Origin of the sequence: Xanthomonas floridensis, from assembly GCF_001642575.1 — a bacterium.
In the GTDB taxonomy this organism is placed as follows: domain Bacteria; phylum Pseudomonadota; class Gammaproteobacteria; order Xanthomonadales; family Xanthomonadaceae; genus Xanthomonas; species Xanthomonas floridensis.
In genome coordinates this window covers 74258-100521 of record NZ_LXNG01000003.1, presented here as the reverse complement: position 1 = coordinate 100521, position 26264 = coordinate 74258, and the positions used below count along the sequence as shown (strand labels likewise).

Below are 26264 nucleotides of genomic sequence, written 5' to 3'. Positions count from 1 at the left end.
AGAACCGGAGCGCACGCGGTGGCTTCGAGCACCGGACGCGCCCGTCTGATGGCTGCGTCAGAGGCTGCCGTCGCCCTGCGCGCGTGATCGCCCACCACCGCTTGCCGCGCTGTACAACTGGCGCGACCACCTGTCAGCGCGCCCTGCTCGGCGGCCGCGCACGCAGCACGCTGTCGCCGACGAACAGCAGCAGCCCGACCCAGATCGCAGCGAACCCGATCGCGCGCCCCTGGTCGAACGGCTCATGGAAGAACCACACGCCCAGCAACAACTGCAGGCTCGGCCCGATGTACTGCAGGATGCCCACCAGCGACAGCGGAATGCGCCGCACGCCGTATGCAAACCCAATCAGCGGCACTGCCGTCACCACGCCACCGAAGATCAGCAACAGATCGGTGCGCAACTCCCAGCCGCTGAAGAACGCGCCGCCATGGCCCTGCTCGCCCCATGCGGCAACCAGCAGTGCCGGCACGAACAGGTATACGCTTTCCACGCCCAGGCCGGCCACCGGGTCCACTGCCACCAGCTTGCGCAGCAACCCGTAGAGGCCGAACGAGACCGCCAGCCCCAGCGCAATCCACGGCGGTGCCCCCGCATCGATGGTCAGCCACAGCACGCCGACCGCAGCGCACGCCACCGCCAGCCACTGGATGCCGCGCAGGCGCTCTTTCAGCACCAGCACGCCCAGCAACACGCTCAGCAATGGATTGATGAAGTAGCCCAGGCTGGCTTCGATCACATGCCCGGCGTTGATGGCCCAGATATACAGGCCCCAGTTGAAGGCGATCGCCACGCTGCTGGCGGCCAGCATCCACAACGCGCGCGGCTGTGCAGCAATCGTGCGCCACCAACGCAGGCCCGAGGTCGCTACCAACCCCGCCACCACCAGTACCGCGCTCCACACGATGCGGTGCGCAATGATCTGCAGCGACGGCACCACCTTGAGCAGGTGCCAGTACAGCGGCACCAGGCCCCAGATCACAAAGCTCGCGGCGGTCATCAACAGACCGCGCCGCGCCTCCACCGCCGACACCGGCACGGGCGCGCTCATCGCCGCGCCCTGGCCAGGGTGACCACCAGCACGCCGCCCAGAATCACTGCCATCGCGCCGATGTCGTGCGCGGTGAAGCGCTCATGTCCCAGCCACGCCCCCAGCGCCACCGCAATCACCGGATTGACGTAGGCATAGCTGCCGGCCAGCGCCGGGCGCACGTGGTGCAGCAGCCACACGTACGCAGTGAACGCCACGATCGATCCGAACACGCACAGGTACGCCACTGCCATCAGCCCGTGCGGCGTTGGCCAGGCGTGCGGGCGCTCGCCGATCAGCAGACCGGTGCTCACCAGCAATACCCCACCGCAGAGCATCTGCCCGGCGGCGGTCATGAAGGGCGACGGCAGATCGCGGCCACGCGACCACACCGAGCCGAATGCCCAGCCGACCGGTGCGATCAGCAGCAACACCAATCCTCCCGGCGTTGCAGTCAGGCTGCTGCCGGCATTGAGCCACACCACGCCCAAAAATCCGATCACGATGCCCAGCCATTCGCCGCCGCTGGCGTGCTGCCCGCGCAACGCGCCGAATAGCGCCATCCACAACGGCACCGAGGCCACCGCGGTGGCCGCCAGGCCCGAGGACACGCTGCGCTCGGCCAGCACCACCATGCCGTTGCCCAACAGCAGCAACGCAGCGCCCATCAAGGCCACGTTCTTCCATTGCGCACGCGTGGGCGCCGCCACACCCCGCCAGCGCAGCACGCCGTAGAGCACGCTGCCGGCAATGATGAAGCGCGAACCGGACACCATCGTCAGCGGCTGCGCCCCGCCTTCCAACGCGAACCGGATCGCCAGATAGGTCGAGCCCCAGACCACGTAGACCAGCAACAACGCAATAACGACCAACCCGCTGCGCGCGGGCGCGGCAGCGTCGTGAGAGGAAGACATCGGAACAGAGCCAAGTGCAGCGGAAGCCTGCATTCTAGAGCACCCGCCCAAGCCAAAAGACGGCTGAGGCCGCGAGACAAGCACGTACCAGGCGCAAGGACGACATGCAGCACCATCACGGCAGCGCTGGCGTGATGATGGACGACGGCCGCATCTGTTTGGCTGCGCCACAAGCGCCGGTGCAAGGTGCGATGTGGACCCTGCACAGGGAGTGCAACCTATGCGCCGTCCATGCCGATGCCGGACACCGGCCGCGCGTGGCGGCTGGTCGCGCACGCGTTGCGCTGGTCGCTCTAAGAATGGCGACCAAAAGCGCGAGCCGTCGTCAGGTGGATGTGGACAGCGCTCAGATCCGGAGTGTACGAGTGGTCCATGCCGCGCCCAGCACCGGCCGCACCCGCCTGGCGGTGAGCACACCAGTTTTGTGAGCTGCTTTATTAAGTCGTTGCATGCATGCTCTGGGCCGCCTTGCGCGTTATGGTGCACCTCATCCCTCGTTCCGGAGCGCAGGTGCAGCATCGCCGTCCCTGGCTGGCCATGGCCGCCCTCATCGTCCTCTCCACCAGTGCAGCGGCACGTACGCTCGAGCCGTGGGAGCTCAGTGGACGTAAATTGATCGAAGCCGGGCTGGACGGCTCGCTGGCGCCGGAGATCGACGCGCCGAACCAGCCCGAACTCAAGGTCATGGTGTCGGCCAGTCGCGCCGGCGCCTATGTGCTCGGCGTGGCCAGCACCAGCTATCGCACGCAATGGTGCATGCCTGCGGGCCAGGCTGAGCTGCCGGACCTGCAGGTGATCATCGCCGATCTTACCGCGCTCCCCGATGCGCGCCTGGACGAGGCGGCTCCCGGGCTGATCGTCGAGGCGCTGCGCAAGCGCTATCCATGCGGCAAACGCAAAACGTAAAACCGCAGCCGACGCACCGCGCCCGGGCCGTTGCAGGCGGAGCGCACGGCCAGCGATGACCATGCAATGCCCGGGCCGGTAAAACCGCGCCGGGCGTTGCACCCGTCAGGCCTTACTTGCGCGCGGCATCGCTCCTGGCGCGGATGGCCTTGAATTCCGAGCCGTCCTGCCAGCTCGGCCACTGCCGGCCATTGGCCAGCGCCACGCCGACGTCGTAGACCAGCGTGGTGTCGGCCGCATGTCCGGTGGCATCCCACTGCGGGGTCCAGCGATCGCAGGGCTGGTGATAGCAGTCGGCGAAATACTTCTCGCGCAGCGCCTTGCCCTTGGTGACGCCGCCCTCGCGCATGTCCAGGCCGGGGCCGGCGGTGATGGCCGGCACGCCCATGCGCGCGAAGGCGAAATGGTCGGCGCGGTAGAAGAAGCCCGCTTCCAGATTCGGATCCGGCGAATACGTGCGCCCGCGCGCCTTGGCGGCCTGCTCCAGATCCCCTTCCAGCGACACCCGTCCACGCCCCCATGAGGCGATGTCGCGGGTGGGGCCGTCGGGGCTGAACATCTCCATGTTGAGTACCGCCACGGTCTTGTCCAACGGCGCCAGCGGATGCGCGGCGTAGTAGTTGGCACCGAGCAAGCCCTTTTCTTCGGCGGTCAGTGCAATGAAATACAGCGTGCGCTGCGGCTTGGGGCCGGCGGCGAACACGCGCGCCAGTTCCAGCACGCTGGCCACGCCGGTGGCGTTGTCCACCGCGCCACGGCGCACAGTGTCGCCGGAGGCGTCGGCCTTGCCGATCCCGAACGCATCCCAGTGCGCGGAGAAGATCAGCGTCTCGTCCGGGTGTTGGCTGCCGGTGAGTTTGGCCACCACGTTATGGGTGACCACGCGTTCGCGCTTGAGCTTGAAGTCCACCGACAGGCGCGCATCGCCCAGCGCCACCGGCGCGAAGTCGCGCTGCTGCGCGCGCGCCTTGGCCTGCTCGAAGTCCAGCCCGGCCTGCTTGAACAGCGACTGTGCCAGTGTGCGCTGCATCCAGCCACGCACCTGCACATGCTGCGCGCGGGCATCGGCGTCGCTGCGTTCGATATCGAACAGCGGCGACAGGCCCGAACTCTGTACCGTGGCCCAGCCGTACGCTGCAGGCGCGGTCTCGTGCACGATCAGCACGCCGGCCGCGCCACGCCGCGCGGCTTCTTCGTACTTGTAGGTCCAGCGGCCGTAATAGGTCACCGCCTTGCCATCGAATGCACCCGGCTGCGCGCTCTCGAAGTCGGCATCGTTGATCAGCACCACCGCGATCTTGCCGCGCAGATCCACGCCCTTGTAATCGTCCCACTGCCGCTCCGGCGCGCTGATTCCGTAGCCCACGAACACCAGCGGCGCATTCTTCAGCGCCACTGCAGCCTGCGGACGCAGGCTCTGCAAAGTCACATCGGTGCCGTTGACCAGGGTCTGGGTCTTGCCGCCCACGCGCAGGGTCGCCTGCACCGGTCCCTCCACCTGCGCACGCACCAGCGGCACCGCCTGCGTCCAGCTGCCCTGCTCGCCACCGGGCTGCAGACCCGCCGCCTTGAATTGTTCGACCAGGTAATCGACGGTGCGCTGCTCGCCGGCACTGGCCGGCGCACGGCCCTCGAATTCGTCCGATGCCAGCAGGCGCACGTGCCGCGACAACGCCTCGGCATCGATGCCGCCACCGGGCAGATCGTTGGCGGCCTGCGCCACGCCTCCCACGAACAGGCAAGCGGACAACAACAGGATGCGCATCGGATTCACGGTGAGGCCTTGCAACGGATGGATGACAGACAGTTTACAAGCGCGCAGCCAATCGCGGTGATCCAACCCACCGCACAGCGCGTAGTCGGCAGTGATCGGGAGTCGGAAGTGGAACATGCCGCGTCCACCATGTTCTCTTCCTGACAACTCGCAGCTGCGTGCTGCCTGCCCAGTGCCTGTAATTGGCCTGGCTTACCGCAGCATGCAGCATCGCTGCTGCATCCGGCAGATGCCTTGTCGCCATCGCCTGCCGCATCGTTTCACCGGGCACCTGCATTCGGTTGAGCTGAGACGCGTAGCTGTGCGACGGCATCGCGGCGGGAGCTGGCAAGGCAGACCGGGCGCGGCTTTCAGACGCGACGATAGGCGTCTCCGGCGCACTCATGCATCTGCAGGTCGTTATGGCCATCGCGCTACGGCGTGCGCCGTCCCCTCGCACTCCACTGCACTGACCCAAGTGCGTGTGCGGTGTGCATGCCCACGCCAGGCGGCAAGGCGGCAAGGCGGCAAGGCGGCAAGGCGGCAAACCACATTGCAGGAGCAATCTGCGGTGCACAATGCTGACAGCATGCGTGGCGAACACGCTTCATCGTATGCACGGCGATCTGCTGCACGTGGACAGCGCATGCCGAGCGACAACCCTGCATCGACGGCGTCCCCCACCCTCGCCGCGCCAGTCCCGATCCGGCCGCCCTCAACGCACCGGACGATCCAGCCAGCAACCCAAACCCTGCGCGTTGAGTTCGATATCGGTGGCCAGCAGCCGTGCCACGGCCGCATCGTCCAGCCGGCAACCGTGCTGCCGGGCACGCTCCAGGTACAGCGCGGTCAGCGCCGCCACCATGCAGCGGTGGCGATCTGGGTGTGCCGCGCAGCCCAGCGCAATCTCGGTCATCGCGTGGATCTGCTGCACCAGCGCCTGCGCCAACGGGCCGGGCGATTCGACCCGGCCATAGTGGGTGAGATACATCGCCTGCGGCGCGGCCTCCATCAGCCGCGCGATCGAGTGCAGCATCGCCTCCGGTTCGAACTGCACCGGCGAGGACGTCGGCAGGATGAAGGCCCCTTGCGCGCTATCGAGCTGGCGATACGACAGGCCGAAGGTATCGCCGGTGAACCAGCTGCGGCTGCGCGCATCCCACACGCACAGGTGGTGCCGCGCATGTCCGGGCGTATCGACCGTGCACAGCGCGCGCTCGCCGAGCAGCACCGCCTGCCCGTCGACGGCCTCTACCACCCGTTCGGCTGGAACCGGCACGATCTGGCCATAGCTGCGCGCCATTTCGTCCTGCCCATACACCGCAGTGGCACCGGCGATCAGGCGGGTCGGGTCGATCATGTGCGGCGCACCGCGCGGATGCACCAGCACCCGCGCATTGGGCAGGTGCTGCAGCAAGGCGCCGGCACCGCCAGCGTGATCCAGATGCACATGGGTCAGGATCAACCAGTCCACCTGCGTCGGCGTCAGCCCGGCCGCCTGCACGGCAGCAAGCAGGCGCGGCACCGACAACGAGGTTCCGCAATCGATGAAGGCGCCGCGCTGCGCCTCCACGATCAGGTACGCCGCATCGAACTGCGGCCCGCCAAAGCCGGTATCGATGGGATGGATGCTGGAATCAACCGGTGCTGTCATTGCGACTCCGTAGCTGCACGACGAGTGACGCCACGACCGTACCACCATCGGCGCGCCGTGCTGCGCTCTGCCGCGCCGTGCCGCCATTGGCGCACCGGCGGTGGCGTTCTCCGGACTGCGCTACACGCACCGGGACGTGCGCCGCGGCAGCGGCGTACCGGTGGGCTCCCTGGAACAGTGTGGTGGTCCGGGGTCGTGGGCTCAAGTCGAGCACCGCAGCGGCGCAGTCAATCACTTCGCAGCTGCGGCACAGATCACAGTCACCGCTCACGCGGCGCCGGAGGTTTCGGGCAAGCGATAACGATGTATCCAACACGATCGAGCGCCGGGTACACGCATCGCTCAGCCTCCTGCACGACACGCGATGCACTGGCCATGCGCATCCAGCCGGCCCGCCTTGCCGCTGCGATCAGACCTCGCGCAGCGCCTGCACCGCGGCAAGAATCACATCGGCATCGGCCTGGGCATGCACACCCGGCAACTGCAGATCGCTGGCCTGCACGGCCTGCTTCAAACGCGCGATCAACTGCCCGGCATCGCGTGGCGAGGCAAAGCCATCGCTTTGCAGCAGCAGGGCGCCGGCACCATCGTTCAACTTGAAATAGAACTGCCCGTCGCTTTCACGGTATTGCTTGAACACCGGCAAGGCGATTTTTTCGCCAGCCTGCACCGCCGCCGGGCCCGCCTGATCGGACAGGTCGCGCAAGCCCACCGCGTCGCGCAGCTGGGCCAGCAGCGGCGTGGCGTAGCGCGCGCGCAGGCGTGCACCGCCGGCGCGCAGTATCGCTTCGATCCTGGCCGGTTCGGCCATCAGTGCCTCGTAGCGCGTGCGCAGCGGGGCAATCTCGCGATCGATGCGCTCGAACAGCTGCTGCTTGGCGTCGCCCCAACCGATCCCTTCGGCAAACGCCTGCGCGAAGGCCGTGGTCTCCGCCGGCGTGGCGAAGGCCTGGTACAACTGAAACAGCGCCGAACCCTGGGTGTCCTTGGGCTCACCTGGCGCGCGCGAATCGGTCAGGATGGAGAACACCAGCTTGCGCAGCTCCTCGCGCGGGGCGAACAGCGCGATGGTATTGCCGTAGCTCTTGCTCATCTTGCGGCCATCCAGGCCCGGCAAGGTGGCCACCTGCTCGTCGATCACCGCATCGGGTAGCGTAAAGAAGTCGCGACCGTACACATGGTTGAAGCGCTGCGCGAAATCGCGCGCCATTTCGATGTGCTGGATCTGGTCGCGCCCCACCGGCACCTTGTGTGCGTTGAAGATCAGGATATCGGCCGCCATCAGCACCGGATACATGAACAAGCCGGCGGTCACGCCGGCGTCGTCGTCCTCGCCGTCGGCGCGGTTCTTGTCCACCGCCGCCTTGTAGGCATGCGCGCGGTTGAGGATGCCCTTGCCGGCCACGCAGGTCAGCAGCCACATCAACTCGGTGGTCTCGGGCACATCGGACTGGCGGTAGAACCACGCCTTGTCCGGGTCCAGCCCGCAGGCCAGCCAGCTGGCGGCGATTTCCAGGGTGGAGCGCTGCGTCCGCGCCGGATCCTGCGCCTTGATCAGGCTGTGCAGATCGGCCAGGAAGTAGAAGCTCTCCGCATCGGCGGCAGCGCTGGCCTGGATGGCGGGGCGGATCGCACCGACGTAGTTGCCCAGGTGCGGTGTGCCGGAGGTGGTGATGCCGGTAAGAACGCGAGTGGTCATCTGCAAAGGCCAGGGAATCAGCCGGCAAGTTTAACGCCTCTGCGCCGCCTCATCCGTCTTCCCGGCGCTGCCGTTGCCCACAAAAAAAGCGGGCCGCATGCGGCCCGCCTTCCGGACGACCTGCTCAACCCGAAGGCGAGCGGGCGAGTTGCCTCAGCGGTCGTCGTGCAGCGACTTTTCGAAGGCGCGCACCTCGGTCTGGGCGCGGTCGCGGTCCCAGCCGTAGCGCTCCTGCAACTTGCCCTGCAGATATTCGGCGTTACCTTCTGCAACCTTGAAGTCATCGTCAGTGAGATCGCCCCACTTGGCCTGCATCTGGCCCTTGAGCTGGGTCCACTTGCCGGAAATGATGTCTTTGTTCATTGCGGTTCTCCGCTGCATGCGGTCGCGATTGACCGTGTAGCCAGAGTGGGGCCGGCAGCGTTGCGCACAGGTCAAGAGATGTCTAGCCCATGCTCACCGTGATGAATGGCTGCCGTGCATCAGCACTTCCAGATCGCGAAGCTGACAAACCACTGGACTGCCGTCAGGTGGATACCGCCGATCTGGAATGTGCAGGAACCACGCATACATGCCGGGTCTTGCGCGGCGTCCACAGCTGATCACTGCTCGCCACGTTTTACTTGCCGCTAAGGCATACGCAGCATCGCGGGGGCGAGCACCCACAAAAAAACGGGCCTTTCGGCCCGTCTTTGTTCACCGTTGCAGCAAGTGGATCACTTGCGCGCGGCGTCTTCCACCTTCTCGCCAGCGCCCTGCACGTCCTTGCCGGCACCTGCGACGGTGTTGCAGCCCGACAGCATACCGACCGAAAACACCGACAGCACCAGCAGCACAATTGCACGCTTCATAACAGACTCCTTCATGGGTAAGCGGCGCGTTGCCGCAGATCAATCAAATCGAACAAGCACCACGCAACGGTGGCGAATCAGCACTTACCGTCGCTGCATTTTTCGGCCGTCTTCTCGACCTTGTCGCCCGCGCCCTGCATGTCCTTGCCGGCGCCGGCCACGGTGTTGCAGCCCGTCATCACGCCGGCCGAAAACAGGCCCAGCACCATCAGTGTCAGCAGTCGCTTCATAGGTCTTCCTCGGTCTGCGCCCGGTGCGATCGCACCTCGCTTGGCGCCAAATCTGACTGCGCGGACGTGGATTTGATGTGAACGGCAGCGTGCCGCGTTCAGCACTGGATCAATCTCGCATCAGGGTCGACTTGCCGAACAGGCTCTCGACCAGATCCACCGCCAGCTCGGCGGTGGCATTGCGGTTGTCCAGCACCGGATTGAGCTCGACGATATCCAGCGAGCCCAGACGGCCGGTGTCGGCAATCATCTCCATCACCAGCTGCGCCTCGCGGTAGTTCGGGCCGCCCGGCACCGTGGTGCCCACCCCTGGCGCAATGCTGGGGTCGAGAAAATCCACATCGAAGCTCACATGCAGATGGGTGTCGGCGCTCATGCCCTGCAGCGCCGCTTCCATGGTGCGCTTCATGCCGGCTTCGTCGATGTAGCGCATGTCGTAGACGTCGATGCGGTGCTGCTTGATCAGCCGCTTCTCCTCCGGGTCCACCGAGCGGATGCCGATCTGGCGCACCTGCTCGGGCAACACCGCCGGTGCGCTGCCACCCAGGTGGGTCAGCGCCTGCGGGCCCAGCCCGCACAGGCAGGCCACCGGCATGCCGTGCACGTTGCCCGAGGGAGTCACCTCGCTGGTATTGAAGTCCGAATGCGCATCCAGCCACAGCACCCGCAGCGGGCGGCCCTGCTCGCGGCAGTACTTGGCCACTGCGGTGATCGAGCCGATCCCCAGGCAATGGTCGCCGCCCAGCATGACCGGCATGCGGCCGGCCTGCAGCTCGGCGTAGCTGGCATCCATCAGGGCCTGGTTCCAGGCCACCACCTCGTCCAGGTGCCGATAACCGGCCTGCGGCTGCTGCCACGGATTGCGTGGACCATCCAGGTTGCCCAGATCACGCACCTCCACGCCGCGCCCGGCCAGCGCCTCCTGCAACCCGGCGATGCGCAGCGCCTCCGGGCCCATCCGTGCGCCGCGGTGGCCGGCACCGATGTCGGTGGGAACGCCAATCAGGGAAACCGGCACGTACTGCGTTGCCATGCATTGCTCCAGCATCGATAAAGCCGTGCAGTCTAGTGGCGCGTCCGCGCAGTGACGCGCGGCAGCGCAGCACGGCATGTGGCTTGCATCGCGCCTGGCCTCACAACCGATGGGTTTAGATCTGCCTCAACGCGCCGCTACTGTGACGTGCCACGGCAGTTCGTGGCGCGCTGGACTTTGCAGATTCTGCTTGTCTGACCGCCCAGTGAAACACCTGAGGCTGGTGTGACTGCGCACTAATACCTGGATGGTATGGTGCGCCGGCCAGCGCAGGACACGCATCACGTACGCGCTCGGGCCATCAGCAACAGGGGGAGTTTCATGCCGCATAACGCCGTCAACCAGGTCGTCAAGGCTGCCGTGGGCGAAGTCGCGCGGGCGTCGCATCTGTACGATTTGCAGCGTATCGGGCGCGAGTTCGCCCAGACCATCGAGCGCGAGCCGGGCATTGCCCTGTTGATGCTGTCCACCGCCGACGGCCGCGCCATCACCGAGCAATCCAGCCTTGATGTGGATGGCCGCCGGCTTGCGGCAATGGCCAATTCGTTCCTGACCCTGGGCGAGACCCTGGCGCGCGAATCGGGCCTCAGCGAAGCCGACTACGCCACCATCAGCACCCGCGGCGGGCAGCTGGTGCTGATCCGCATCCGCGCCGACAAGCCACTGACACTGACCGCCGTGGGCAGCGCCGACCTCAATGCCGCCGCACTGCTGTTCAACGCGCGCGATTGCGCCGGCCGCCTGGCCACTGCGCTGGCACGACCGGCTGGCTGATGCCGTTGGCATCGTTCGTGCTTGCACGAGCGCACCGATTTTTCTCACTGTTTGGAAGGGGACCACCGATGTCAAAACTCAATCTGGAACAACTGCATTCGCTCGCCGGTTTCGTCGGCGCCGCGCTGGTCGACAGCGATAGCGGCATGGCGCTGGGCATGACCGGCGGCACCGAACTCAACCTGGAACTGGCCGCAGCCGGCAATACCGAAGTGGTCCGTGCCAAGCGCCGCATCGCCGAGCAGCTCGGCCTGAACGACACCATCGAAGACATCCTGATCACGCTGTCGCGCCAGTACCACCTGCTGCGTCCGCTGGAAAGCAACGGCACGCTGTTCCTGTACGTGGTACTGGACCGCGCCAAGGCCAATCTGGCGATGGCCCGTCACGAGCTCAAGGCGTTCGAAAAGACCCTGGATTTCGGTTGATGCCTGTCCGGCGGCGCACCTGCGTCGCCGACCCTGCCTGCCGGTGCAAGCCGGCAGGCGTTGTCGCGTCACTGCGCCCAGACGGCGCCCTCTCATGACCACACCCATTCACGCCATGCGGGTCGCCACGGCCGGCCTGGACCTGCTGCACACCACGCGCCTGAAACTGGCGTGCTCGCTGCTGCTCGCCGAGCGCATCGACGTGCAGCTGGGCGAGTGGCCGCAGCACGCGGCCGACGTGGTGGTGCTGGGCCTGGAAACCGCCGACGGCCTGGCTGCATGGCAGGCGCTGCAGGGCCAGCCGGTGCGCGTGCTGGTGGTCTCGCGCACACCGGTGGCCGGCGCCTGGCTCAAGCATGGCGCCACCGTGCGCGAGCTCAACGAACAGATGCGCCTGCTGCTGTCGTCGCCACATGCCACTCCGGTGGCCGAGCCGGCCTTGCTGCTGCGCCATTGCCGCGGTGAATTCGGTACCGGCGTGGTGGTGGTGCGCAACGCGGGGCTGCAGGTGCGCGTGGATCCGGCCCAACACTGCCTGCATCTGCCGGCCGGCGTCACGCTGGATGAGCTGATCGCTGCGCTGGACCGCTCGGGCTGGCAGCGCACGGCCGACGATATCCACACTTCGTTGCCGCAGCGCGTCTCGTTCGAAGCACTGTATTTCGCCCTGCCCGAGCATCTGCGCCCCGCCCTGCCGGCGGTGGAGCCCAGCCACGCGCTGCAGCTGCGCCAGTGGCCGGAATTGAGCGCGCAGACCAGTTCGCCGGCGCAGTTGCTCGCCATCGCCCACCTGCATGCGCGCCCATGGCGCCCGCAGGCGCTGGCCACTGCTTGCAAGCTCCCGCTGCAGACGGTGGAATGCCTGTTCGCCGCCGCACTCGCCAGCGGCCTTGCCCAGACTGCGGAGATTCCCGTGCCGTCAATGCCGCCTCGTCCGGACAGCAGCAGCAATTCCCGGTTCTTTTCCTGGGTCGCACGCCGGTTTGGCCTCTCTCTTTTCCAGGCGCAGTCATGAGTCTTCCAGCCAACAAACTGGTGTTCGTGGGCGGCATGGGCGCCGGCAAGACCACCGCCGTGCGCGCCATCTCCGATGTGGAGCCGGTCAGCACCGAGATGCCGCTCAGCCAGGATGCCTACGGCGACAAGACCTACACCACGGTCGCGCTGGACTACAGCTCGATCGAACTGGAAGACGGCGAACTGCTGCACGTCTACGGCGTGCCAGGGCAGAAGTACCTGGATTTCATGTGGCCGCTGGTCTGCGACGGCGCGCTGGGAGTGATCGTGCTGGCCAATGCGCGCGATCCGCAGATGCCCGAAGCCACCCTGGCGCTGCTCCGCGAATTTGCGCAGATCGCGCCCGACGCCAGCCTGGCAGTGGGCATCACCATGACCGACGAGGTCGAAGACTTCCTGCTGCCGCCGTTTCGCGACGGCCTGGTCGCCGAAGGTTTCCGTATTCCGGTGATGCGTGTGGATGCGCGCTCGGCCACCCAGATCACATTCCTGGTGAAGTCGTTGCTGTCCTACCGCTATACCTCGGCGACCTGATCGGCCGCACGGGCTGCGCAGTGGACACGGTGGACGCAGATCGATAAACAACGATAAACAAGGAATCCGGTCACGACGGGCCTGAAAGGGCGTCACGCGGGGGATGCCGCCTCTAGGGTGGCGGCGACGCGTCCATCTTCCTTGAAGCCAGAAACGCGACTCAGTCGTGGTACGAATGAGCGCTGCGTCTGACTTATTCAGTATGCCCAGTGCACAGAAGCACCGGCATCGGGACGTTCCCGACAGCACACAAGACATACCCGTGATACCAGATAGGCAATAGCAGCGTTGCAACGCGCCGGTGTCGGCATCTGCCTGGCCTGCGCTTGATTGCCATCTGTCCCGTGTCTGGCGCAGGCGCCGCGGTGCGCCGTCGCGCGTTTCCGGCAGCACGCGGTGCAAGATGGTTGTCCGCACATCGTCGCGGTCGTGCGCAGGCCGGCGCGACCAGGCCACCGCACTCGACCACGGCATGGCTGCCGTCACTCAGTCGCAGCACGATGGGCGCCGATACGCTGCTGGCTACTGGTCTGTTGCCCCGATCAGATAAAGTAGCGCGATGACAATCGAACTGAAGCCCGGCGGGCTATTGATCGCGATCGAAGGCATCGACGGCGCCGGCAAGACCACGCTGGCGCGCAGCCTGGCAACCACCTTGCAGACGGCCGGCGCGCGCGTGGTGCTCAGCAAGGAACCGACCAACGGCCCGTGGGGCACGCAGCTGCGCCAATCCGCCGCGACCGGCCGCCTGAGCGCCGACGAAGAAGCCGACCTGCTGATCCGCGATCGCCACGAACATGTGCAGACCCTGATCGCTCCCGCGCTGGCCCGCGGCGACATCGTGATCCTGGACCGCTACTTTCCTTCCATGGTCGCCTACCAGGGCGCCGCCGGATTGCCGCTGGACGCGCTGCTGGAGCGCAACGCCTTCGCGCCGCGCCCGGACGTCCTGCTACTGCTCGACCTGCCGCCGCCGACCGGCCTGTCGCGCATCCGCGCCCGCGGCGATGCGCCCAACCATTTCGAAACCCAGGACAATCTGGAACGCTGCCGCGCAATCTTCAACGGCCTGCAGTTGCCGGGCAAACACGTGGTGGACGCCAGCGCCGATGCCGACAGCGTGCTGCGCCAGGCATTGGCACTTGTCGTCGCCGCAGCAGCCGAACGCCTGCGCAACAATGCGCACGCCGACGCCGCAACTGCCGCGCTGCAGTTGCTCTCGGGGGGCCGGCCGGCCTGAGCACGCACGCAGCGTCACCGCCGCTCGACCGTGGTGGCGCGCGTAGCCTGAAACTGGCGACCTCACCGCCTGGACGAAGCGCATGGTGCTGCCGCGCGCAGAACGCTCGCTTCAAGCAAGACAAACGCTGCACACCGCGAAAAACGCAGCGGATCGTAAATAGCCAGGAACAGTCTGCAAGATGGTGCCGGCACCCGGATTCGAACTGGGGACCTACCGCTTACAAGGCGGTTGCTCTACCAACTGAGCTATGCCGGCAAAGGCAGGCGCGTTGCGCGCCGGTGCGCATTCTAGCGCAGCGCGGCGCAATCTAGCGACCGCTGGCGCGTTGCACCTGCGGCGCCCTGCAACGTCGCGGCCGCCACCGTGCTGCGCACATCGATCCACCAACGCGACTGACCGCTGCCACTGGGCACCAGCTGCGCCGGAAACCCCGCGCTCACCAGGCTCGCCTGGCGCCGCTCGGCGCGCTCGCGGCTCTGGTACTGCCCCAGTGCAACGGTATTGCTCTCGCCTTGGGCGATCACGTAATAGTCGCCGATGCCGGCGGACGCAATACGCTTGACCAGCGCCTGCGCCGCCGCGCGGTCGCCCACGTTGGGCAACATCACCCGGAAGGTGCTGACCCCGGCGTCGGTGTCTTCGCGCACGCTGGCACGACTCACCTGCCCCCGCAGCCGCGTCAGCGCGGCATCGGCGTCACTGCGTGCCGTGTACGCCCCGAGACTGGCGCAGCGCTCGGGCGCAGCCGATGGTGCTGGAACCGTCGGCGCCCGGGTTGCCGCGGCGGTGGCTGGGTCGATCGACGAGGCATCACGCACGGGCGGCGCCGGCTTCCCTGCCGGTGGGGACGCCGTCCCGGCGCCTGGGTTGGCAGTGTTGGCAGTGTTGGCAGTATTGACTGCATCTGCACCCGCTGCCGTCGCAGATGCCGGCGTGCTGGAAGCCGGCATCGCGCCAGCCTCCGGTTGCGCTGCGGAGGCCAGCGACGGCCGCGACGCCCCGGTCGCCAGCATCGGCAGCACCTCCAGCCGCGCCACGCCGGTTGGCTGCGGCGGTGCGGCCGGCAGTGCCGGCGGCGGCTGCATCGCCCACCACAACGCCACTCCGGCATTGAGGACGATCAGCACAACGATGAGCGCGCGTACGTACATGCCTGGATTCTAAGCGCAGGACGAATCGGCCGCCCAGGTCGCCAGCCCGTCCAGCACCAGTGCAGCGCGGAAAGTGGCATCGGGCAACAACGGCAGCAACGGCGGCGCGCCACCGCCATGCACCAGCAGTCGCACCGGCACGCCCAGGCTGCGGTGTGCGTGATGCAGGCTGCGCTCGATCAACGCCACCGCGGCGCCGTCGCAGCCGGAGGTCAAGGCATCGTCGGTATCGTTGGCCAGCTCCACATAGTCGCCGCCGCTGGCAGGCAGCTGCACCGCGCGCGCATGTAGCGCCTCGCGCATGGTGGTGGGCGAGGCGGCGATGCGCCCACCGTGGTGCTGGCCGTCGGCACCGAGCACATCGATGGTCAGGGCCGTGCCCACCCCGGCCACCAGCACCGGTGCATCGCCCCGCGCACCCAGCAAGGCCAGAAACCGATCCACGCCAAACCGGCTGGGGTCGGCGTAGGCGATGCGGATGCCGGCGCAATCGGACACGGTACGTGCGATGCGCACCTGCGCGAAACGCTCCTGCAGGCAGCCGATCATGCGCTGCGTCAATGCCGGCGCCGCCACGCTGGCCACGTAGGCAACCCGCCCGGACGGCAGCGCCGCCAACGCAGCCGCATCCATCGCTTCGGCGCCATGTGCCCAGGCCTGCACCTCGCCTGCGCGGTTGCCGTGCAGCGGTGCGTATTTGAACCGCGAATTCCCCAGATCGAACAACCACTCGCTCATGCAGGTCTCACGCTGACTTCTCCGGAATGGAATAGCCGTTCGGTCTCGCCCACCTGCACCCGCAAGGCGCCGTCGGCGGCCAGGCCGAGGGCGACGCCGCGATGCGGGCTGCCGGCTTCTTCCACCTGCACTGTGCGGCCGCGCAACACATCCAGCGCCGCATAACGGGTCAGGAATGCAGCCAGCCCCTGTGCTTCGAACAGGTCCAGCGCAGGCAACAACGCCGACAGCACCGCGGCCACCACGGTATCGCGCGTCACTGCGCGGCCGGCCAGGGTATCCAGATCCACCCACGGTTGGTCGATGGTGGCCGCGGCCGCTGGCGGCATATGCACGTTCAAACCCAGGCCGATCACGGCGCGCGCGTTGCCCGCCATCTCCCCGCCGCCTTCGATCAGCAGCCCGCCCAGCTTGCGCTCGCGCGCCAGCAGATCGTTGGGCCACTTCAGGCCGACATCGGCGAACCCGCAGCTGCGCAAAGCCTCGGCGACCGCCACGCCAACCGCCAGGCTCAACCCGGCCAGCTGCCCCAGCCCGCCGCTGAACCGGCGCGAGGCCGACAGGTAGATATGCGCGCCCAGCGGCGAAGTCCACTGCCGGCCGCGGCGACCGCGGCCGCCGGTCTGGCGCTCGGCCAGCAACACCTCCACGCCGCGCTCCGGTGCCGGACGCGCCAGCAGGCTGGTATTGGTGGATTCCAGCGTCCAGGCCACCTCCAGCGCCGCCAGCCCGGCGGCGGCGTCAGCGGTCATGGCGGCACGGATGCGGGCGGCGTCCAGCAGGTCCAGCGGTGCAGCCAGCCGGTAGCCATCGCCAGCGCGTCCTTCGATCGCCACGCCTGCGGCGCGCAAATTTTGAATGCGCTTCCACACCGCGGCGCGGGTCAAGCCCGCATCACGCGCCAGCGCGTCGCCGGACAGCCGGCCGCTCGCAAGTTTGGCCAGCAACGCGCGGTCATCCACGGCAACGGTTCCCAAATCGATACGCGAAAGTATGCGCCATGGCTTCCCGGCCGCCCAGCGCGGCTTGTGTGAGGGAGTGAAAACCGCGTTATGATCGGGGACTCACGCCGCTTGCCCTGGATGTGGACGATGCGCCGACTCACGGTTTGCCTGCTTCTGTTGTTGGCTCCGCTTGCCGCCCTGGCATCGGACCAGTTGACCGACGGCGATCATGACAGCTGCGTCAGCTCCAACTCTGCCGCACGTGGCAGGACTCCCAACGGCGAACCGGCCGCACCGGCACGCACGCCGCCACAGCACAAGCCCGCACCTGCCACCGGCGGTGGTGGCAGCGACGGCGACGGCCTGTTTCCGCGCATGCGCATGATGCCGCGCTGGCACAGCTTCCTGCCGGGCATGTTCCGCTGATCCAGTGGGTGATGCGCTGGCTGCGCCGGCCGCCGCTGGAGATTCCCGACGCGTTGTGGCATCTGGTCTGTACCGAGTGCGCCTGGGTGGCCGCACTGGACTCGCTGCGTCGGCAACGCCTGCGTGCACTGTCCGCGCAGTTCCTGCATCAGAAAACCATTTCGCCGGTCGATGGCCTGCAGCTGCAGCCCCGGGATCAGGTCTTGCTGGCAGCTACCTGCTGCCTGCCGCTGCTGGAGTTCGGGGCCGCCGGGTGGCGTGGCTGGTCGCAGCTGATCGTCTATCCCGATGCCTTCCGCGTCCAGCGCACCCACATGGATGCGGCCGGCGTGATGCATGCCTGGGACGACGCCTTGATCGGCGAGGCCTGGGAACAGGGCCCGCTGATCGTCAGCTGGGCCGACGTGCAGGCAGACCTGCACGATCCGTGCGCCGGGTTCAACGTGATCGTGCATGAGATGGCGCACAAGCTCGATGCCCTGGATGGCGCGCTCGATGGCACGCCGCCACTGCCACGCGAGGTGCAGCGCCGTTGGGCACGCGATTTCCAGCAGGCCTTCGATGCGTTCTGCCAACGTGTGGATGCCGGCGAAGACACCGAGATCGACCCGTACGCTGCCGAAGCGCCGGAGGAATTCTTCGCGGTCGTCAGCGAATACCACTTCTCCGCGCCGCAGGTGCTGGAACGCCTGATGCCGGCCGTGGCCGCCCATCTGGTCGGCGTGTATGGGCCATCGCCGTTTGCGTCACCGCCAGCGCGTTGAGAGTGCTGCAGCGGTGGCTGTGCATGGCTGCGGCAGTTCCGCGCCTGACCATTGCCGGGTACGCAGATAGTGCAGCCGGGCGCTTCGACACCCGCACGCACGCATGCACTCGCGTGTCATGGCGAGTCATCGCACAACAGCGAGTTGTCCGCAACCTTGCACAACATCGGTGCGCGGAAGCGGACGCGCCAGCACTTGGCACCTGAGGCCAGCGGTGCTGCGTTGGCCTGAAAACAGCAGCGTTCTGGCGCGCATCGGGAGCGGCTGATCGACAGCACATGGCCGCCAGATCATGCGCACGGCCCGGAGCCGCTGCGGTGCGCGATACATGCCGATTTCAACGCTGCCCTGCGCACCCAACGGTCCTGCCAGCGGCGATCGGCGCGCCCTACACCAAGCCAAGATCCCGTGGCGTTGCGCCCGGGAACACACGTTCCAGCTGCGCCGGCGAGAGCCCCCACAGCCGCTGCAGCACGCCGCCGAACAGGCTGCGGTAATTGGTCAGCACCGGATAATCGCGATTCTGCAGCAGCTGCGCCTGTTCCACGGCAACCTGTTCGCCCGCGATGCGCCCGCCGTGCACGCCGCCGCCCAACACCCAGTAGGTAGTGCCATGGCCATGGTCGGTGCCCTTGCTGCCATTCTCGCGGAAGGTGCGGCCGAATTCGGAAATCACCACCACCACGGTGTCGTTCCAGGCCGGGCCCAGGGCATCGGCGTACGCGGCCAACCCTTCGCCCAGGTTGCGCAAATTGTTGGCCAGGCCGCCTGCGACACTGCCCTGGTTGGCATGCGTATCCCAGCCGCCGACATCGACGAAACCCAGGCGATACCGCTCGCGCATCAAGGTCGCCATGCGCCGGGTTTCATCGGCAAACGTGCGCGCACTGGCGGCGCCACGCCCGGCCTGCTCCATCTCCTCGCGCAGCTGTGCGGTGACCTGCTGGCGCAAGGCCAAGCCGTCACGCGCCGCAGCCGCCAGCGGCGTGCTGTCGTACATCTGCGACAGGATCTGCGCCTGCCGCGCGTCCAGTCCGCCCTTGCCGATGCCCCTCAACGACACGTTGGGCAGATCGCCGCCACCTTGAAAGGTCAGCGGCAGCGAATCGGTGAAGGCAATCGCCGGTACGCCACTGAGCACGCCCGACAGGCGTGCCATGAAACCGGAACGGTAATCGCGGTGCTTGCCGGCCTGGCCGGATTCGATATCGTCCTGGGTCTCGAAATGGCTGCGCGAGGTGTCGTCGGTGCCGGCGAACGGCACGAACGCCAGTTGCCGGCGTTGCCACAGCGGCAGCAGCGCATCGCGCATCACCGGATTCAGGCCCCACTGCGTATCGAGCACGATGGCGCTATCGGGATTTGCGGGATCCGGCCGCGCAATCGCCAGCGTGGGCCGCGACTGGTAATAGAAATCGCTGGCATGCGGCACCAGCAGGTTATTGCTGTCGTAGCCGCCACGCAGGAACACCACCAGCAAGCGCGCACTGTCGCGCGGGGCGGCAAACAGGCGACCGGTCCACGGCAGGCTCGCGGCGGCAGCAGAGGCAAGCAGAAAGTGGCGACGTTGCATGAAGGTTCTCCTGCGGCGATGACACACCGCATGCGGTGACTCAGCGATAGTTGAAATCCGGCGACGACAACAGGAAGCCGTTCCACTCCGCTGGCGAGCGCGCCTGCTCCAGCGCCTGCTGCGTCCCCGCCGACAACGACGGTGCCAACCAGCGATACGACGCGCGCGTCTCGATCTGCGTCAGTGGGGGAATCGGCGTGTCGGTATCGCCCTCGCGCCGGAACAATTGCTTGGGCCCACTGCCCAGCGAGCGCGCCACCTCGAACCGGCGTGCCAGTTGCCCGGAGCTGGTCCAGGCCTGCGATTGCAGCGACCACCCATCCGGGGTGATGCGGCCGAACAACGGCTCGCCCAGTTGCTGCACCCAGCTGGCCATCGGGGCGGCATTGATCACCGGCTGGTCCTCGTAGGCCAGCCGCATCGCCGACACCACGAAGCGGTTCGGGTCCTTGAACTTGCGCGGCTGCGCCTGTGCAAATTCCGCAGACGCCAGCATGGTCTGCATGACCTTGGCGATATCGCCATCGCTGCGCTGGAACGTGCTGGCCATGCGCGCAACCAACGCAGCCGGTGGCGTGTCGCTGACGAAATACTCGGCCAGGCGCTGCGACACGAAATGCGCGCAGGCCGGTTGGCGCACCAGCAGGTGCACGGCCTGTTCGATCTCATCCAGCCCACCACCGGCAATGCGCTGGCCCAGCAGCCGCTTGTCGCCGGGCTGATGGCGCGCCGGATTGAATTCGAACAGTCCCTTGCGCACCACCGGCGGCTGGCCGGGCTTGGTCGCCGGCAGCGGCGGCGCGCCCTCTGCCTTGATCGGCACCAGGCCAGCGCCGGTGAGGATCAAGGCCAGCTGCTGCACATCCTGCTGGCTGTAGCCGCCATGCGCGCCGAGCGTGTGCAGCTCCATCAGCTCGCGCGCGTAGTTCTCGTTGACCTTGCCCTTGGCGTTCTTGGCATTGTCCAGGTACTCCAGCATCGCCGGGCTTTCCAGCGTGGCCATCACCAGATCGGCAAACTTGCCGGTGGCGTTGGGGCCGATCGCGTTCTCCATGTAATCGGCCGCCATCCACTTCACCCGGCCCTTGTCGGCATACACGCTGAAGTGATTGAGCCAGAACCACACCAGTTGTTCGCGCAGTTGATCCGGCGCGTACACCGCCCGCAACAGCTGGGCCTGACGCGCCTGGGTGAGCATCTGCCCGCCACGTGCCTGCCAGTCCTTGCGCAAGGCGGCCTTTTCGTCGCCATCGGGCATGCCCTGCAGGCGGATCTTGTCGGCCTCGTACTGGGTCAGCAGGGTCACCAGGGGCGTATGCAGCGCATCGAACTGCTGCAGCTGCGCGCGGATGGGTGCCGGCAACACGGCATCGTCGCTGGGCTGCAGCAACAGCGTGGCGTAGCGCTTGGGGCCGAGCCGCCGCAACTGGATTGCGCTCTCGCCGTCCACACCGTAGGTGGCGCGCTGCAGCCAACGCGTCTGCGTTGCCGTCAGCGGCGTGTCGGCGGCGTGGCCGACGATGGCGCAGGCACACCCGGCAACCAGCAACGGGATGCACCAGGCTCGGCGGCGCATGCCAGCGCAGCGCGTGTCCACGCCAGGTGCCTGTACAACACGCTTGACCATGCGGCTCTCCATCGCGACGTCCTGCAACCGGACCAGTATGGTCAAGCCAACGCACAAGGCGTTAAACGGTTGTCGGAGCCTTCGCTGCCATTGCCGAAGAGTTCATCGCCCCGGGCTGGGCGTCACAGTCCCGGCGGCAGGGTCACATCGAAGCGGGCACCGCCCAGTTCCTGCGAACGCACCACCTGCAGCTCGCCGCGGTAGGCCTTGATCAAATCCTGCACGATCGACATGCCGATGCCGTGGCCCTGCACGCGCTCATCGCCCCGCACGCCACGCTGCAGGATCTTGGCGACATCTTCCGGCGCGATGCCGGGGCCATCGTCTTCCACCGACAGGATCAGGCCGGCACGCCGGCTCCCGGTGGTGGGCCCAGGCTGGGCGGTCAGCAGCACGCGGCTGCGCGCCCACTTGAAGCCGTTCTCCAGCAGGTTGCCGAGCAGTTCCTGCAGATCACCCGGCTCGCCATGGAAACGCGCCTCCGGCGAGATATCGAACTCGCACAGCACGCCCTTGACCGAATACACCTTCTCCAACCCGCGGACGATTTCTTCGGCGGTCGGCTCGATCGGCAGCGGCGCGGCAAACAGCTTGTGGCCGCTGGAGGCCGCGCGCGCCAGCTGATACGACACCAGGTCGTTCATGCGACGCAGCTGCACGTCCATTTCTTCGTGTAGATCGCGCTCGGAGGCACCACTGTCCAGTTGGGTGCGCAGCACCGCGATCGGCGTCTTGAGGCTATGCGCCAGGTCGGCCAGCGTATTGCGTTGGCGCTCCAGATTATCGCGCTCGCTCTCGATGAAGGCATTGATGCTGTCGGTCAACGGCTCCAGTTCGCGCGGATGCTGTTCGCTCATGCGCTGGATCTCGCCGCGCTGCACCTTGGTCAACTCGTTGATGACCCGCCGCAGCGGGCGCAGGCTCCACTGCAGGATGAAGGCCTGCAGGACCAGCAGCACCACGCCGGCACTGCCCAGGTAAAACCACACAGCGCCACGGAATACCCGCAGCTGCGCGCCCATCGAGCGGGCGTCTTCCATCACGTAGATGGTGTAAGGAATCTCGCCGCCGTGCTCACGCTCGACATAGCTCACGCCCAGGCCATAGCGATACAACTGGCCCACGCTGCCGTCGATCTGGGTCATCTCCAGCGGGCCGATGAACTCTTCCTGCCGCGGCTCGAGCATGCGGCCATGCGGAATATTCGGCCCTTCGGCCGACATCGAGGTCCAGCTTTCATCCGGCCGCACGACTTCAACGTATAGCCCGCCACCGGGCACATCGAAACGCGGGTCTGGCGGCTGTCCGCCGATATACAGCGAGCCGTCGCGAACGAAATCGATATTGGCCGCGTAGGCGGAGGCGTAATTCTTCAACCGCTCGCGCAGGTTGCGCTCGGCGGTGTCGGCAAACGCTACATCCAGCGCGTACCCGGCCAGCGCAAGAAATGCCACCAGGCTAAGGCTGGCGGCCAGCAGCTGGCGCGCCTGCAAGGAGCGCGGGCGCCAGCGTTTGTACCATTTGGAGCGCCCCGGCACGAAATCGTCCTGCTTGCCGACGTGCGACCTCAGCCTTCGGTACGCGGGATGGCGAAGCGGTAGCCGCGGCCGCGTACGGTCTCGATCGGCTTCAGCTCACCATCGGGGTCGAGCTTCTTGCGCAGGCGGCCGATGAACACTTCCAGTACATTGGAGTCCCGGTCGAAATCCTGCTGATAAATGTGCTCGGTGAGGTCGGCCTTGGAGACCAGTTCGCCGGCGTGCATCATCAGGTATTCCAGCACCTTGTACTCGTAGCTGGTCAGATCGACATTGGCACCGTTGACGCTGACCGTTTGTGCCGCCAGATCCAGCGCCACCGGGCCGCATTCCAGCGTCGGCTTGCTCCAGCCAGCCGCACGACGCAGCAACGCGTTGACGCGCGCCAGCAGCTCCTCGACATGGAACGGCTTGACCAGGTAATCGTCGGCACCCTGCTTGAGGCCTTCGACCTTGTCCTGCCAGCTGGAACGCGCGGTCAGGATCAGCACCGGGAATTTCTTGCCTTCGTCGCGCAGCGCCTTGATCAGTTCCATGCCCGACATCTTGGGCAGGCCCAGATCGATGATGCCGACGTCGAACGGCACTTCGCGGCCCATGTAGAGGCCTTCTTCGCCGTCTTGTGCAGCGTCGACAGCAAAGCCTTCACGCTTCAGGCGCGCGGCAAGGGTCTCGCGCAGCGGAGCTTCGTCTTCGACCAAAAGAATACGCATGCACTCTCCCTAGTTACGTTATCGGCCGGCGGCCGGGGAATTTATGAGACTGAACGTGGGACTATCTACGTTCAGTGGTTATCGTCGCGTGGTGGCACATCGGGCGCAGCCGGGTTGCGCGGTGGCGCAGCCTGGGTCTGCTCCGGTTCGTACACGGTGTGCACGCGACCGTCCTTCATGTACTTGACCCGATTGAGGTTGCCGCCGTCGAACGGCACGCGCTCTGCACCCAGGATCTGTCCACCGGTGGACCGTTGTACGTGGCGGATCGTGTCCGACAGGGTGCGGCTGCCACCGCGCGCCGATGCCGGCATCGCCTCGCGCCCGCCCTGCCCCATCGGCGGGTAGCCCTGACTCCACGCCGACGGCGCAGCCATGGCAGCCCAGAGGGCAACCAGGACAACAGAGCGAGCGCGGCTGAGGGGATGGGTCACAACTGGATCCTAGCGGGTTGTTCAGGAACATTCAAAATTCGTGAAACCGGCCGCGCATCACACTGCAGCTGGAACCCGAAATTGAGCCAAATTCTTGATTTTGGGGGGTGAATCCGATCTGAACTTTTTAGCTTCGTGTTAACGCCATTCAGTGAAATGAATATCGACACGAGGTGTCCCCCTTATCGACAGGCGGTCCCACCACCTGGGCAAGCCGGGAAAACTGTTCAAACCGGAAACATCCGGGCCACCCGTTCAGCTAATGCAAGTGCCGGGCCACTCAGGCCACGACGCGCCAGGGCCGGCTATCGGTGCGCTGCAGGGCCTGCTCAACCAGCTCCCAGCCGGCTCCGGGGCGATGTGCGCCCTCGCTCAACACCTGGCGGAAGGCCCGCCCGCCGGGCTGGCCATGGAACAGCCCCAGCACGTGCCGGGTGATGTGCTTCAACGCCAGGCCCTGCGCCAATTGGGAGTCCACGTAGGGTTGCAGCGCACGCAGCAGCGACTCACGCGACTGCGGCGGACGCTGATGCAAGGCCGCATCCAGCTGATGCAGCAAGTAAGGGTCGTGATAAGCGGCGCGCCCGAGCATGACGCCGTCGGTCTGCTGCAGGTGCGCCAGGGCAGCGTCGACGGCCGCAATGCCGCCATTGAGCACCACCGGCAGCCCGGGGCGCTCGCGCTTGAGCCGATAGGCCCAGTCGTAGCGCAGCGGCGGAACCTCGCGGTTTTCCTTCGGCGACAGGCCCTTGAGCCAGGCATTGCGGGCGTGCACCACCACCATCGCCGCACCGGCGGCGACCACCTGGTCGACAAAGCTGGCGAACACCGCGTAGTCGTCATCGTCGTCCACGCCGAGCCGGCATTTGACCGTGATCGGCAGATCGGTGGCAGCGCGCATGGCCGCGACGCAGTCGGCCACCAGTGCCGGCTCGCGCATGAGGCAGGCACCGAAGCGGCCGGCCTGCACCCGGTCGGACGGGCAGCCGCAATTGAGGTTGATCTCGTCGTAGCCCCAGTCCTGGGCGATGGCGGCAGCCTGCGCCAGCAGAGCCGGCTCGCTGCCACCAAGCTGCAGCGCCAGCGGGTGCTCCACCGGATCGAAACCGATCAGCCGGGCGCGATCGCCATGGATCACCGCATTGGCATGCACCATTTCGGTATACAGGCGGGCCGACGGCGCCAGCAGGCGGTGAAACACCCGGCAGTGGCGGTCGGTCCAATCCATCATCGGGGCGACGGACAGACGCAGGGAGGCGGCGTAACGATCGGAAGCAGCGGTCATTGACGGTCGGCCGCGGCAGGCAGCCATTGGAATGCAAAGCAGGATCAATAGCTTACACGGGCGTCGATGAATCTGCGGCAGTGCGGCATGGCATGCGGGGCGCCCCGTTCGCCGAAGGCGATGGAGGATCACCTGTTCGCTGCGCTATGTGATCGGCCCGTATCAGTTGGCCGAATTCGAACATTACGCCGGCTTGTGGATTCCGCTGGTGACGCGCTTCGGCGGCCAGCATCACGCTACTTCCTGCCCTCGGAAGGGGCGAACACCATCGCCCTGGCGCTGTTTTCGTTTCCCTCGCTCGCCGAGTACGCGCGCTATCGGGAGGCATCGCTGCAGGATGCGCAGTGCCTGGCGGCGTTCGCCTATGCGGAGCGAACGCGTTGCATCATCAGTTACGAACGCAGCTTCTTTCGTCCGGTGCCCGGATAGGCGCGTTGCGCACCCACTCCCCGGACCCAGGTGCAATTACGGATTACGGAAACCCACACGCTCTTCGGCGCTCAGCGGCTTGCCGAGGGCGTGGTACGAGGCAGCCAGCACGATCAGCGAGGTCCCCATCACCGCGTAGAAGCTCCACGAGGTTGCCAGCACGTGCACCTGGCCGAACACCAGCGCGACGACGGCGGTTGCGGTGCACAGCACCATGGCCAGCAGCGACATCAGGAAAGGGATGGAGGGATCGATCTTCATGGCGGGGGTTCCAGGCTGCGATGGCTGAAGCATCGGCGTTCCCGGCCCGTTCTTGAACTGTTTTCTGCGCTTTTTTTCGGCCGACTCAACACAAGTCAGCGCACGCTCAGTTTTCTGTCAAAGCCTTGGCGCACAAGGCTTTTCGCGTCAGAAACTCCCTGACTTGCAAGCAGCGGAATCACCACATTCGCCAGAGTTCCAACGCAGGCGCGGCGGAAAACCGACAGTGCTAAAACAGGCGATGTTGCACTGCAAAATCCCTGTGCGCGTCGGGGGTAGCGCTGTCGCCCAAACGATGCCGCCACGGCAGAAGCT

28 protein-coding genes, 1 tRNA gene and 1 other RNA gene are annotated in these 26264 nt (G+C 66.6%); 9 read left to right on the top strand and 21 right to left on the bottom strand.

Features of this window, described 5'->3' with window-relative positions; genetic code table 11:
• Positions 1-133 precede the first annotated feature (133 nt).
• From rarD to A7D17_RS02625, 3 genes are all read right to left on the bottom strand, one after another.
• Positions 134-1051, bottom strand: a complete 918-nt coding sequence (gene rarD / locus A7D17_RS02635) for an EamA family transporter RarD (protein WP_064507666.1) — start codon at positions 1049-1051, stop codon at positions 134-136.
• A complete protein-coding gene (gene yedA, locus A7D17_RS02630; RefSeq protein WP_064507665.1) occupies positions 1048-1944 on the bottom strand; it encodes a drug/metabolite exporter YedA in 897 nt (298 codons plus the stop codon). The genes rarD and yedA overlap by 4 nt, the downstream gene beginning before the upstream one ends.
• A 301-nt stretch (positions 1945-2245) precedes the next feature.
• Positions 2246-2318: non-coding RNA, sX9 sRNA (locus tag A7D17_RS02625), on the bottom strand.
• 103 nt (positions 2319-2421) lie between these two features.
• Between A7D17_RS02625 and A7D17_RS02620 the strand changes: the two genes are divergently transcribed.
• Positions 2422-2850: a Rap1a/Tai family immunity protein gene (locus tag A7D17_RS02620; RefSeq protein ID WP_064507664.1), complete on the top strand. Its 429-nt coding sequence runs from the start codon at positions 2422-2424 to the stop codon at positions 2848-2850.
• Between the two features lie 112 nt (positions 2851-2962).
• Here A7D17_RS02620 and A7D17_RS02615 read toward each other — a convergent pair whose 3' ends face one another.
• The 7 genes from A7D17_RS02615 to rocF form a co-directional block, all read right to left on the bottom strand.
• A complete protein-coding gene (locus A7D17_RS02615) occupies positions 2963-4615 on the bottom strand; it encodes a M28 family metallopeptidase (protein ID WP_064507718.1) in 1653 nt (550 codons plus the stop codon).
• Between the two features lie 703 nt (positions 4616-5318).
• Positions 5319-6257, bottom strand: a complete 939-nt coding sequence (locus A7D17_RS02610) for an MBL fold metallo-hydrolase (RefSeq protein ID WP_064507663.1) — start codon at positions 6255-6257, stop codon at positions 5319-5321.
• Between the two features lie 409 nt (positions 6258-6666).
• Complete coding sequence (locus A7D17_RS02605) at positions 6667-7956, bottom strand: tryptophan--tRNA ligase (RefSeq protein WP_064507662.1); 1290 nt, start codon at positions 7954-7956, stop codon at positions 6667-6669.
• A 153-nt stretch (positions 7957-8109) separates the two neighbouring features.
• On the bottom strand, positions 8110-8319 hold the full coding sequence (locus tag A7D17_RS02600; protein WP_029221526.1) for a CsbD family protein: 210 nt from the start codon (positions 8317-8319) through the stop codon (positions 8110-8112).
• A 353-nt stretch (positions 8320-8672) separates the two neighbouring features.
• Positions 8673-8807 (bottom strand): entericidin A/B family lipoprotein, encoded by a 135-nt coding sequence (locus tag A7D17_RS02595; RefSeq protein ID WP_029221527.1) that lies wholly within the window; start codon positions 8805-8807, stop codon positions 8673-8675.
• 77 nt (positions 8808-8884) lie between these two features.
• Positions 8885-9037: an entericidin A/B family lipoprotein gene (locus tag A7D17_RS02590; protein ID WP_011348912.1), complete on the bottom strand. Its 153-nt coding sequence runs from the start codon at positions 9035-9037 to the stop codon at positions 8885-8887.
• Positions 9038-9146: 109 nt separating this feature from the next.
• Positions 9147-10070, bottom strand: coding sequence for an arginase (rocF, locus tag A7D17_RS02585; protein WP_064507717.1), 924 nt, complete (start codon positions 10068-10070; stop codon positions 9147-9149).
• 321 nt (positions 10071-10391) lie between these two features.
• Here rocF and A7D17_RS02580 point away from each other — a divergent pair, with 321 nt between their 5' ends.
• From A7D17_RS02580 to tmk, 5 genes are all read left to right on the top strand, one after another.
• Complete coding sequence (locus A7D17_RS02580; RefSeq protein ID WP_064507661.1) at positions 10392-10844, top strand: roadblock/LC7 domain-containing protein; 453 nt, start codon at positions 10392-10394, stop codon at positions 10842-10844.
• Positions 10845-10912: 68 nt separating this feature from the next.
• Entirely contained in the window at positions 10913-11272 is a 360-nt protein-coding gene (locus A7D17_RS02575; protein ID WP_064507660.1) for a roadblock/LC7 domain-containing protein, read from the top strand.
• A gap of 94 nt (positions 11273-11366) precedes the next feature.
• Positions 11367-12287, top strand: coding sequence for a hypothetical protein (locus A7D17_RS02570; protein ID WP_064507659.1), 921 nt, complete (start codon positions 11367-11369; stop codon positions 12285-12287).
• The gene (locus A7D17_RS02565; RefSeq protein WP_064507658.1) at positions 12284-12823 is read left to right on the top strand and encodes a GTP-binding protein; all 540 of its coding nucleotides are present in this window, start codon (positions 12284-12286) and stop codon (positions 12821-12823) included. The genes A7D17_RS02570 and A7D17_RS02565 overlap by 4 nt, the downstream gene beginning before the upstream one ends.
• Positions 12824-13382: 559 nt before the next feature.
• Positions 13383-14063 (top strand): dTMP kinase, encoded by a 681-nt coding sequence (gene tmk / locus A7D17_RS02560; RefSeq protein ID WP_064507657.1) that lies wholly within the window; start codon positions 13383-13385, stop codon positions 14061-14063.
• Positions 14064-14245: 182 nt separating this feature from the next.
• Here the strand turns inward: tmk and A7D17_RS02555 are convergent.
• The 4 genes from A7D17_RS02555 to birA all read right to left on the bottom strand — a co-directional run bounded on the left by A7D17_RS02555 (position 14246) and on the right by birA (position 16932).
• A tRNA-Thr gene (locus A7D17_RS02555) sits at positions 14246-14321 on the bottom strand.
• A gap of 32 nt (positions 14322-14353) precedes the next feature.
• Positions 14354-15217 carry an SPOR domain-containing protein gene (locus A7D17_RS02550; protein ID WP_064507656.1) on the bottom strand — a complete coding sequence of 288 codons (864 nt, stop codon included), beginning with the start codon at positions 15215-15217 and terminating at the stop codon, positions 14354-14356.
• 9 nt (positions 15218-15226) lie between these two features.
• Positions 15227-15955: a type III pantothenate kinase gene (locus A7D17_RS02545; protein ID WP_064507655.1), complete on the bottom strand. Its 729-nt coding sequence runs from the start codon at positions 15953-15955 to the stop codon at positions 15227-15229.
• Positions 15952-16932: a bifunctional biotin--[acetyl-CoA-carboxylase] ligase/biotin operon repressor BirA gene (birA, locus tag A7D17_RS02540; protein WP_323209269.1), complete on the bottom strand. Its 981-nt coding sequence runs from the start codon at positions 16930-16932 to the stop codon at positions 15952-15954. Before birA ends, A7D17_RS02545 begins: the two co-directional genes overlap by 4 nt.
• Before the next feature lie 75 nt (positions 16933-17007).
• Here birA and A7D17_RS02535 point away from each other — a divergent pair, with 75 nt between their 5' ends.
• Positions 17008-17325, top strand: coding sequence for a hypothetical protein (locus A7D17_RS02535; RefSeq protein WP_064507653.1), 318 nt, complete (start codon positions 17008-17010; stop codon positions 17323-17325).
• Between the two features lie 8 nt (positions 17326-17333).
• A complete protein-coding gene (locus A7D17_RS02530) occupies positions 17334-18089 on the top strand; it encodes a M90 family metallopeptidase (protein ID WP_064507652.1) in 756 nt (251 codons plus the stop codon).
• A gap of 388 nt (positions 18090-18477) precedes the next feature.
• Here the strand turns inward: A7D17_RS02530 and A7D17_RS02525 are convergent, their stop codons facing one another.
• The 6 genes from A7D17_RS02525 to dusA all read right to left on the bottom strand — a co-directional run bounded on the left by A7D17_RS02525 (position 18478) and on the right by dusA (position 25259).
• Entirely contained in the window at positions 18478-19662 is a 1185-nt protein-coding gene (locus tag A7D17_RS02525; protein ID WP_064507651.1) for a DUF1501 domain-containing protein, read from the bottom strand.
• A 40-nt stretch (positions 19663-19702) separates the two neighbouring features.
• Entirely contained in the window at positions 19703-21289 is a 1587-nt protein-coding gene (locus tag A7D17_RS02520) for a DUF1800 domain-containing protein (protein ID WP_064507716.1), read from the bottom strand.
• Positions 21290-21411: 122 nt separating this feature from the next.
• Positions 21412-22782, bottom strand: a complete 1371-nt coding sequence (locus A7D17_RS02515; RefSeq protein WP_029221788.1) for an ATP-binding protein — start codon at positions 22780-22782, stop codon at positions 21412-21414.
• 74 nt (positions 22783-22856) lie between these two features.
• The gene (locus A7D17_RS02510) at positions 22857-23540 is read right to left on the bottom strand and encodes a response regulator transcription factor (RefSeq protein ID WP_002808458.1); all 684 of its coding nucleotides are present in this window, start codon (positions 23538-23540) and stop codon (positions 22857-22859) included.
• Positions 23541-23611: 71 nt separating this feature from the next.
• Entirely contained in the window at positions 23612-23917 is a 306-nt protein-coding gene (locus tag A7D17_RS02505) for a hypothetical protein (protein ID WP_064507650.1), read from the bottom strand.
• 337 nt (positions 23918-24254) lie between these two features.
• Complete coding sequence (gene dusA, locus A7D17_RS02500; RefSeq protein ID WP_064507649.1) at positions 24255-25259, bottom strand: tRNA dihydrouridine(20/20a) synthase DusA; 1005 nt, start codon at positions 25257-25259, stop codon at positions 24255-24257.
• Between the two features lie 66 nt (positions 25260-25325).
• On the opposite strand from dusA, the gene A7D17_RS02495 reads away from it, so the two are divergent.
• Complete coding sequence (locus A7D17_RS02495) at positions 25326-25688, top strand: NIPSNAP family protein (RefSeq protein WP_239692124.1); 363 nt, start codon at positions 25326-25328, stop codon at positions 25686-25688.
• A gap of 36 nt (positions 25689-25724) precedes the next feature.
• On the opposite strand, the gene A7D17_RS02490 is transcribed toward A7D17_RS02495, so the two are convergent.
• Positions 25725-25949, bottom strand: coding sequence for a hypothetical protein (locus A7D17_RS02490; RefSeq protein WP_029221791.1), 225 nt, complete (start codon positions 25947-25949; stop codon positions 25725-25727).
• Positions 25950-26264: the final 315 nt, after the last annotated feature.

Bases quoted from the DNA above. Each gene is read 5' to 3' on its own strand.
- rarD (WP_064507666.1), bottom strand. From the start codon at position 1,051: ATGAGCGCGCCCGTGCCGGTGTCGGCGGTGGAGGCGCGGCGCGGTCTG.
- yedA (WP_064507665.1), bottom strand. From the start codon at position 1,944: ATGTCTTCCTCTCACGACGCTGCCGCGCCCGCGCGCAGCGGGTTGGTC.
- A7D17_RS02620 (WP_064507664.1), top strand. From the start codon at position 2,422: ATGGTGCACCTCATCCCTCGTTCCGGAGCGCAGGTGCAGCATCGCCGT.
- A7D17_RS02615 (WP_064507718.1), bottom strand. From the start codon at position 4,615: ATGCGCATCCTGTTGTTGTCCGCTTGCCTGTTCGTGGGAGGCGTGGCG.
- A7D17_RS02610 (WP_064507663.1), bottom strand. From the start codon at position 6,257: ATGACAGCACCGGTTGATTCCAGCATCCATCCCATCGATACCGGCTTT.
- A7D17_RS02605 (WP_064507662.1), bottom strand. From the start codon at position 7,956: ATGACCACTCGCGTTCTTACCGGCATCACCACCTCCGGCACACCGCAC.
- A7D17_RS02600 (WP_029221526.1), bottom strand. From the start codon at position 8,319: ATGAACAAAGACATCATTTCCGGCAAGTGGACCCAGCTCAAGGGCCAG.
- A7D17_RS02595 (WP_029221527.1), bottom strand. From the start codon at position 8,807: ATGAAGCGTGCAATTGTGCTGCTGGTGCTGTCGGTGTTTTCGGTCGGT.
- A7D17_RS02590 (WP_011348912.1), bottom strand. From the start codon at position 9,037: ATGAAGCGACTGCTGACACTGATGGTGCTGGGCCTGTTTTCGGCCGGC.
- rocF (WP_064507717.1), bottom strand. From the start codon at position 10,070: ATGGCAACGCAGTACGTGCCGGTTTCCCTGATTGGCGTTCCCACCGAC.
- A7D17_RS02580 (WP_064507661.1), top strand. From the start codon at position 10,392: ATGCCGCATAACGCCGTCAACCAGGTCGTCAAGGCTGCCGTGGGCGAA.
- A7D17_RS02575 (WP_064507660.1), top strand. From the start codon at position 10,913: ATGTCAAAACTCAATCTGGAACAACTGCATTCGCTCGCCGGTTTCGTC.
- A7D17_RS02570 (WP_064507659.1), top strand. From the start codon at position 11,367: ATGACCACACCCATTCACGCCATGCGGGTCGCCACGGCCGGCCTGGAC.
- A7D17_RS02565 (WP_064507658.1), top strand. From the start codon at position 12,284: ATGAGTCTTCCAGCCAACAAACTGGTGTTCGTGGGCGGCATGGGCGCC.
- tmk (WP_064507657.1), top strand. From the start codon at position 13,383: ATGACAATCGAACTGAAGCCCGGCGGGCTATTGATCGCGATCGAAGGC.
- A7D17_RS02550 (WP_064507656.1), bottom strand. From the start codon at position 15,217: ATGTACGTACGCGCGCTCATCGTTGTGCTGATCGTCCTCAATGCCGGA.
- A7D17_RS02545 (WP_064507655.1), bottom strand. From the start codon at position 15,955: ATGAGCGAGTGGTTGTTCGATCTGGGGAATTCGCGGTTCAAATACGCA.
- A7D17_RS02535 (WP_064507653.1), top strand. From the start codon at position 17,008: ATGATCGGGGACTCACGCCGCTTGCCCTGGATGTGGACGATGCGCCGA.
- A7D17_RS02525 (WP_064507651.1), bottom strand. From the start codon at position 19,662: ATGCAACGTCGCCACTTTCTGCTTGCCTCTGCTGCCGCCGCGAGCCTG.
- A7D17_RS02520 (WP_064507716.1), bottom strand. From the start codon at position 21,289: ATGGTCAAGCGTGTTGTACAGGCACCTGGCGTGGACACGCGCTGCGCT.
- A7D17_RS02510 (WP_002808458.1), bottom strand. From the start codon at position 23,540: ATGCGTATTCTTTTGGTCGAAGACGAAGCTCCGCTGCGCGAGACCCTT.
- A7D17_RS02505 (WP_064507650.1), bottom strand. From the start codon at position 23,917: ATGGCTGCGCCGTCGGCGTGGAGTCAGGGCTACCCGCCGATGGGGCAG.
- dusA (WP_064507649.1), bottom strand. From the start codon at position 25,259: ATGACCGCTGCTTCCGATCGTTACGCCGCCTCCCTGCGTCTGTCCGTC.
- A7D17_RS02495 (WP_239692124.1), top strand. From the start codon at position 25,326: ATGAATCTGCGGCAGTGCGGCATGGCATGCGGGGCGCCCCGTTCGCCG.
- A7D17_RS02490 (WP_029221791.1), bottom strand. From the start codon at position 25,949: ATGAAGATCGATCCCTCCATCCCTTTCCTGATGTCGCTGCTGGCCATG.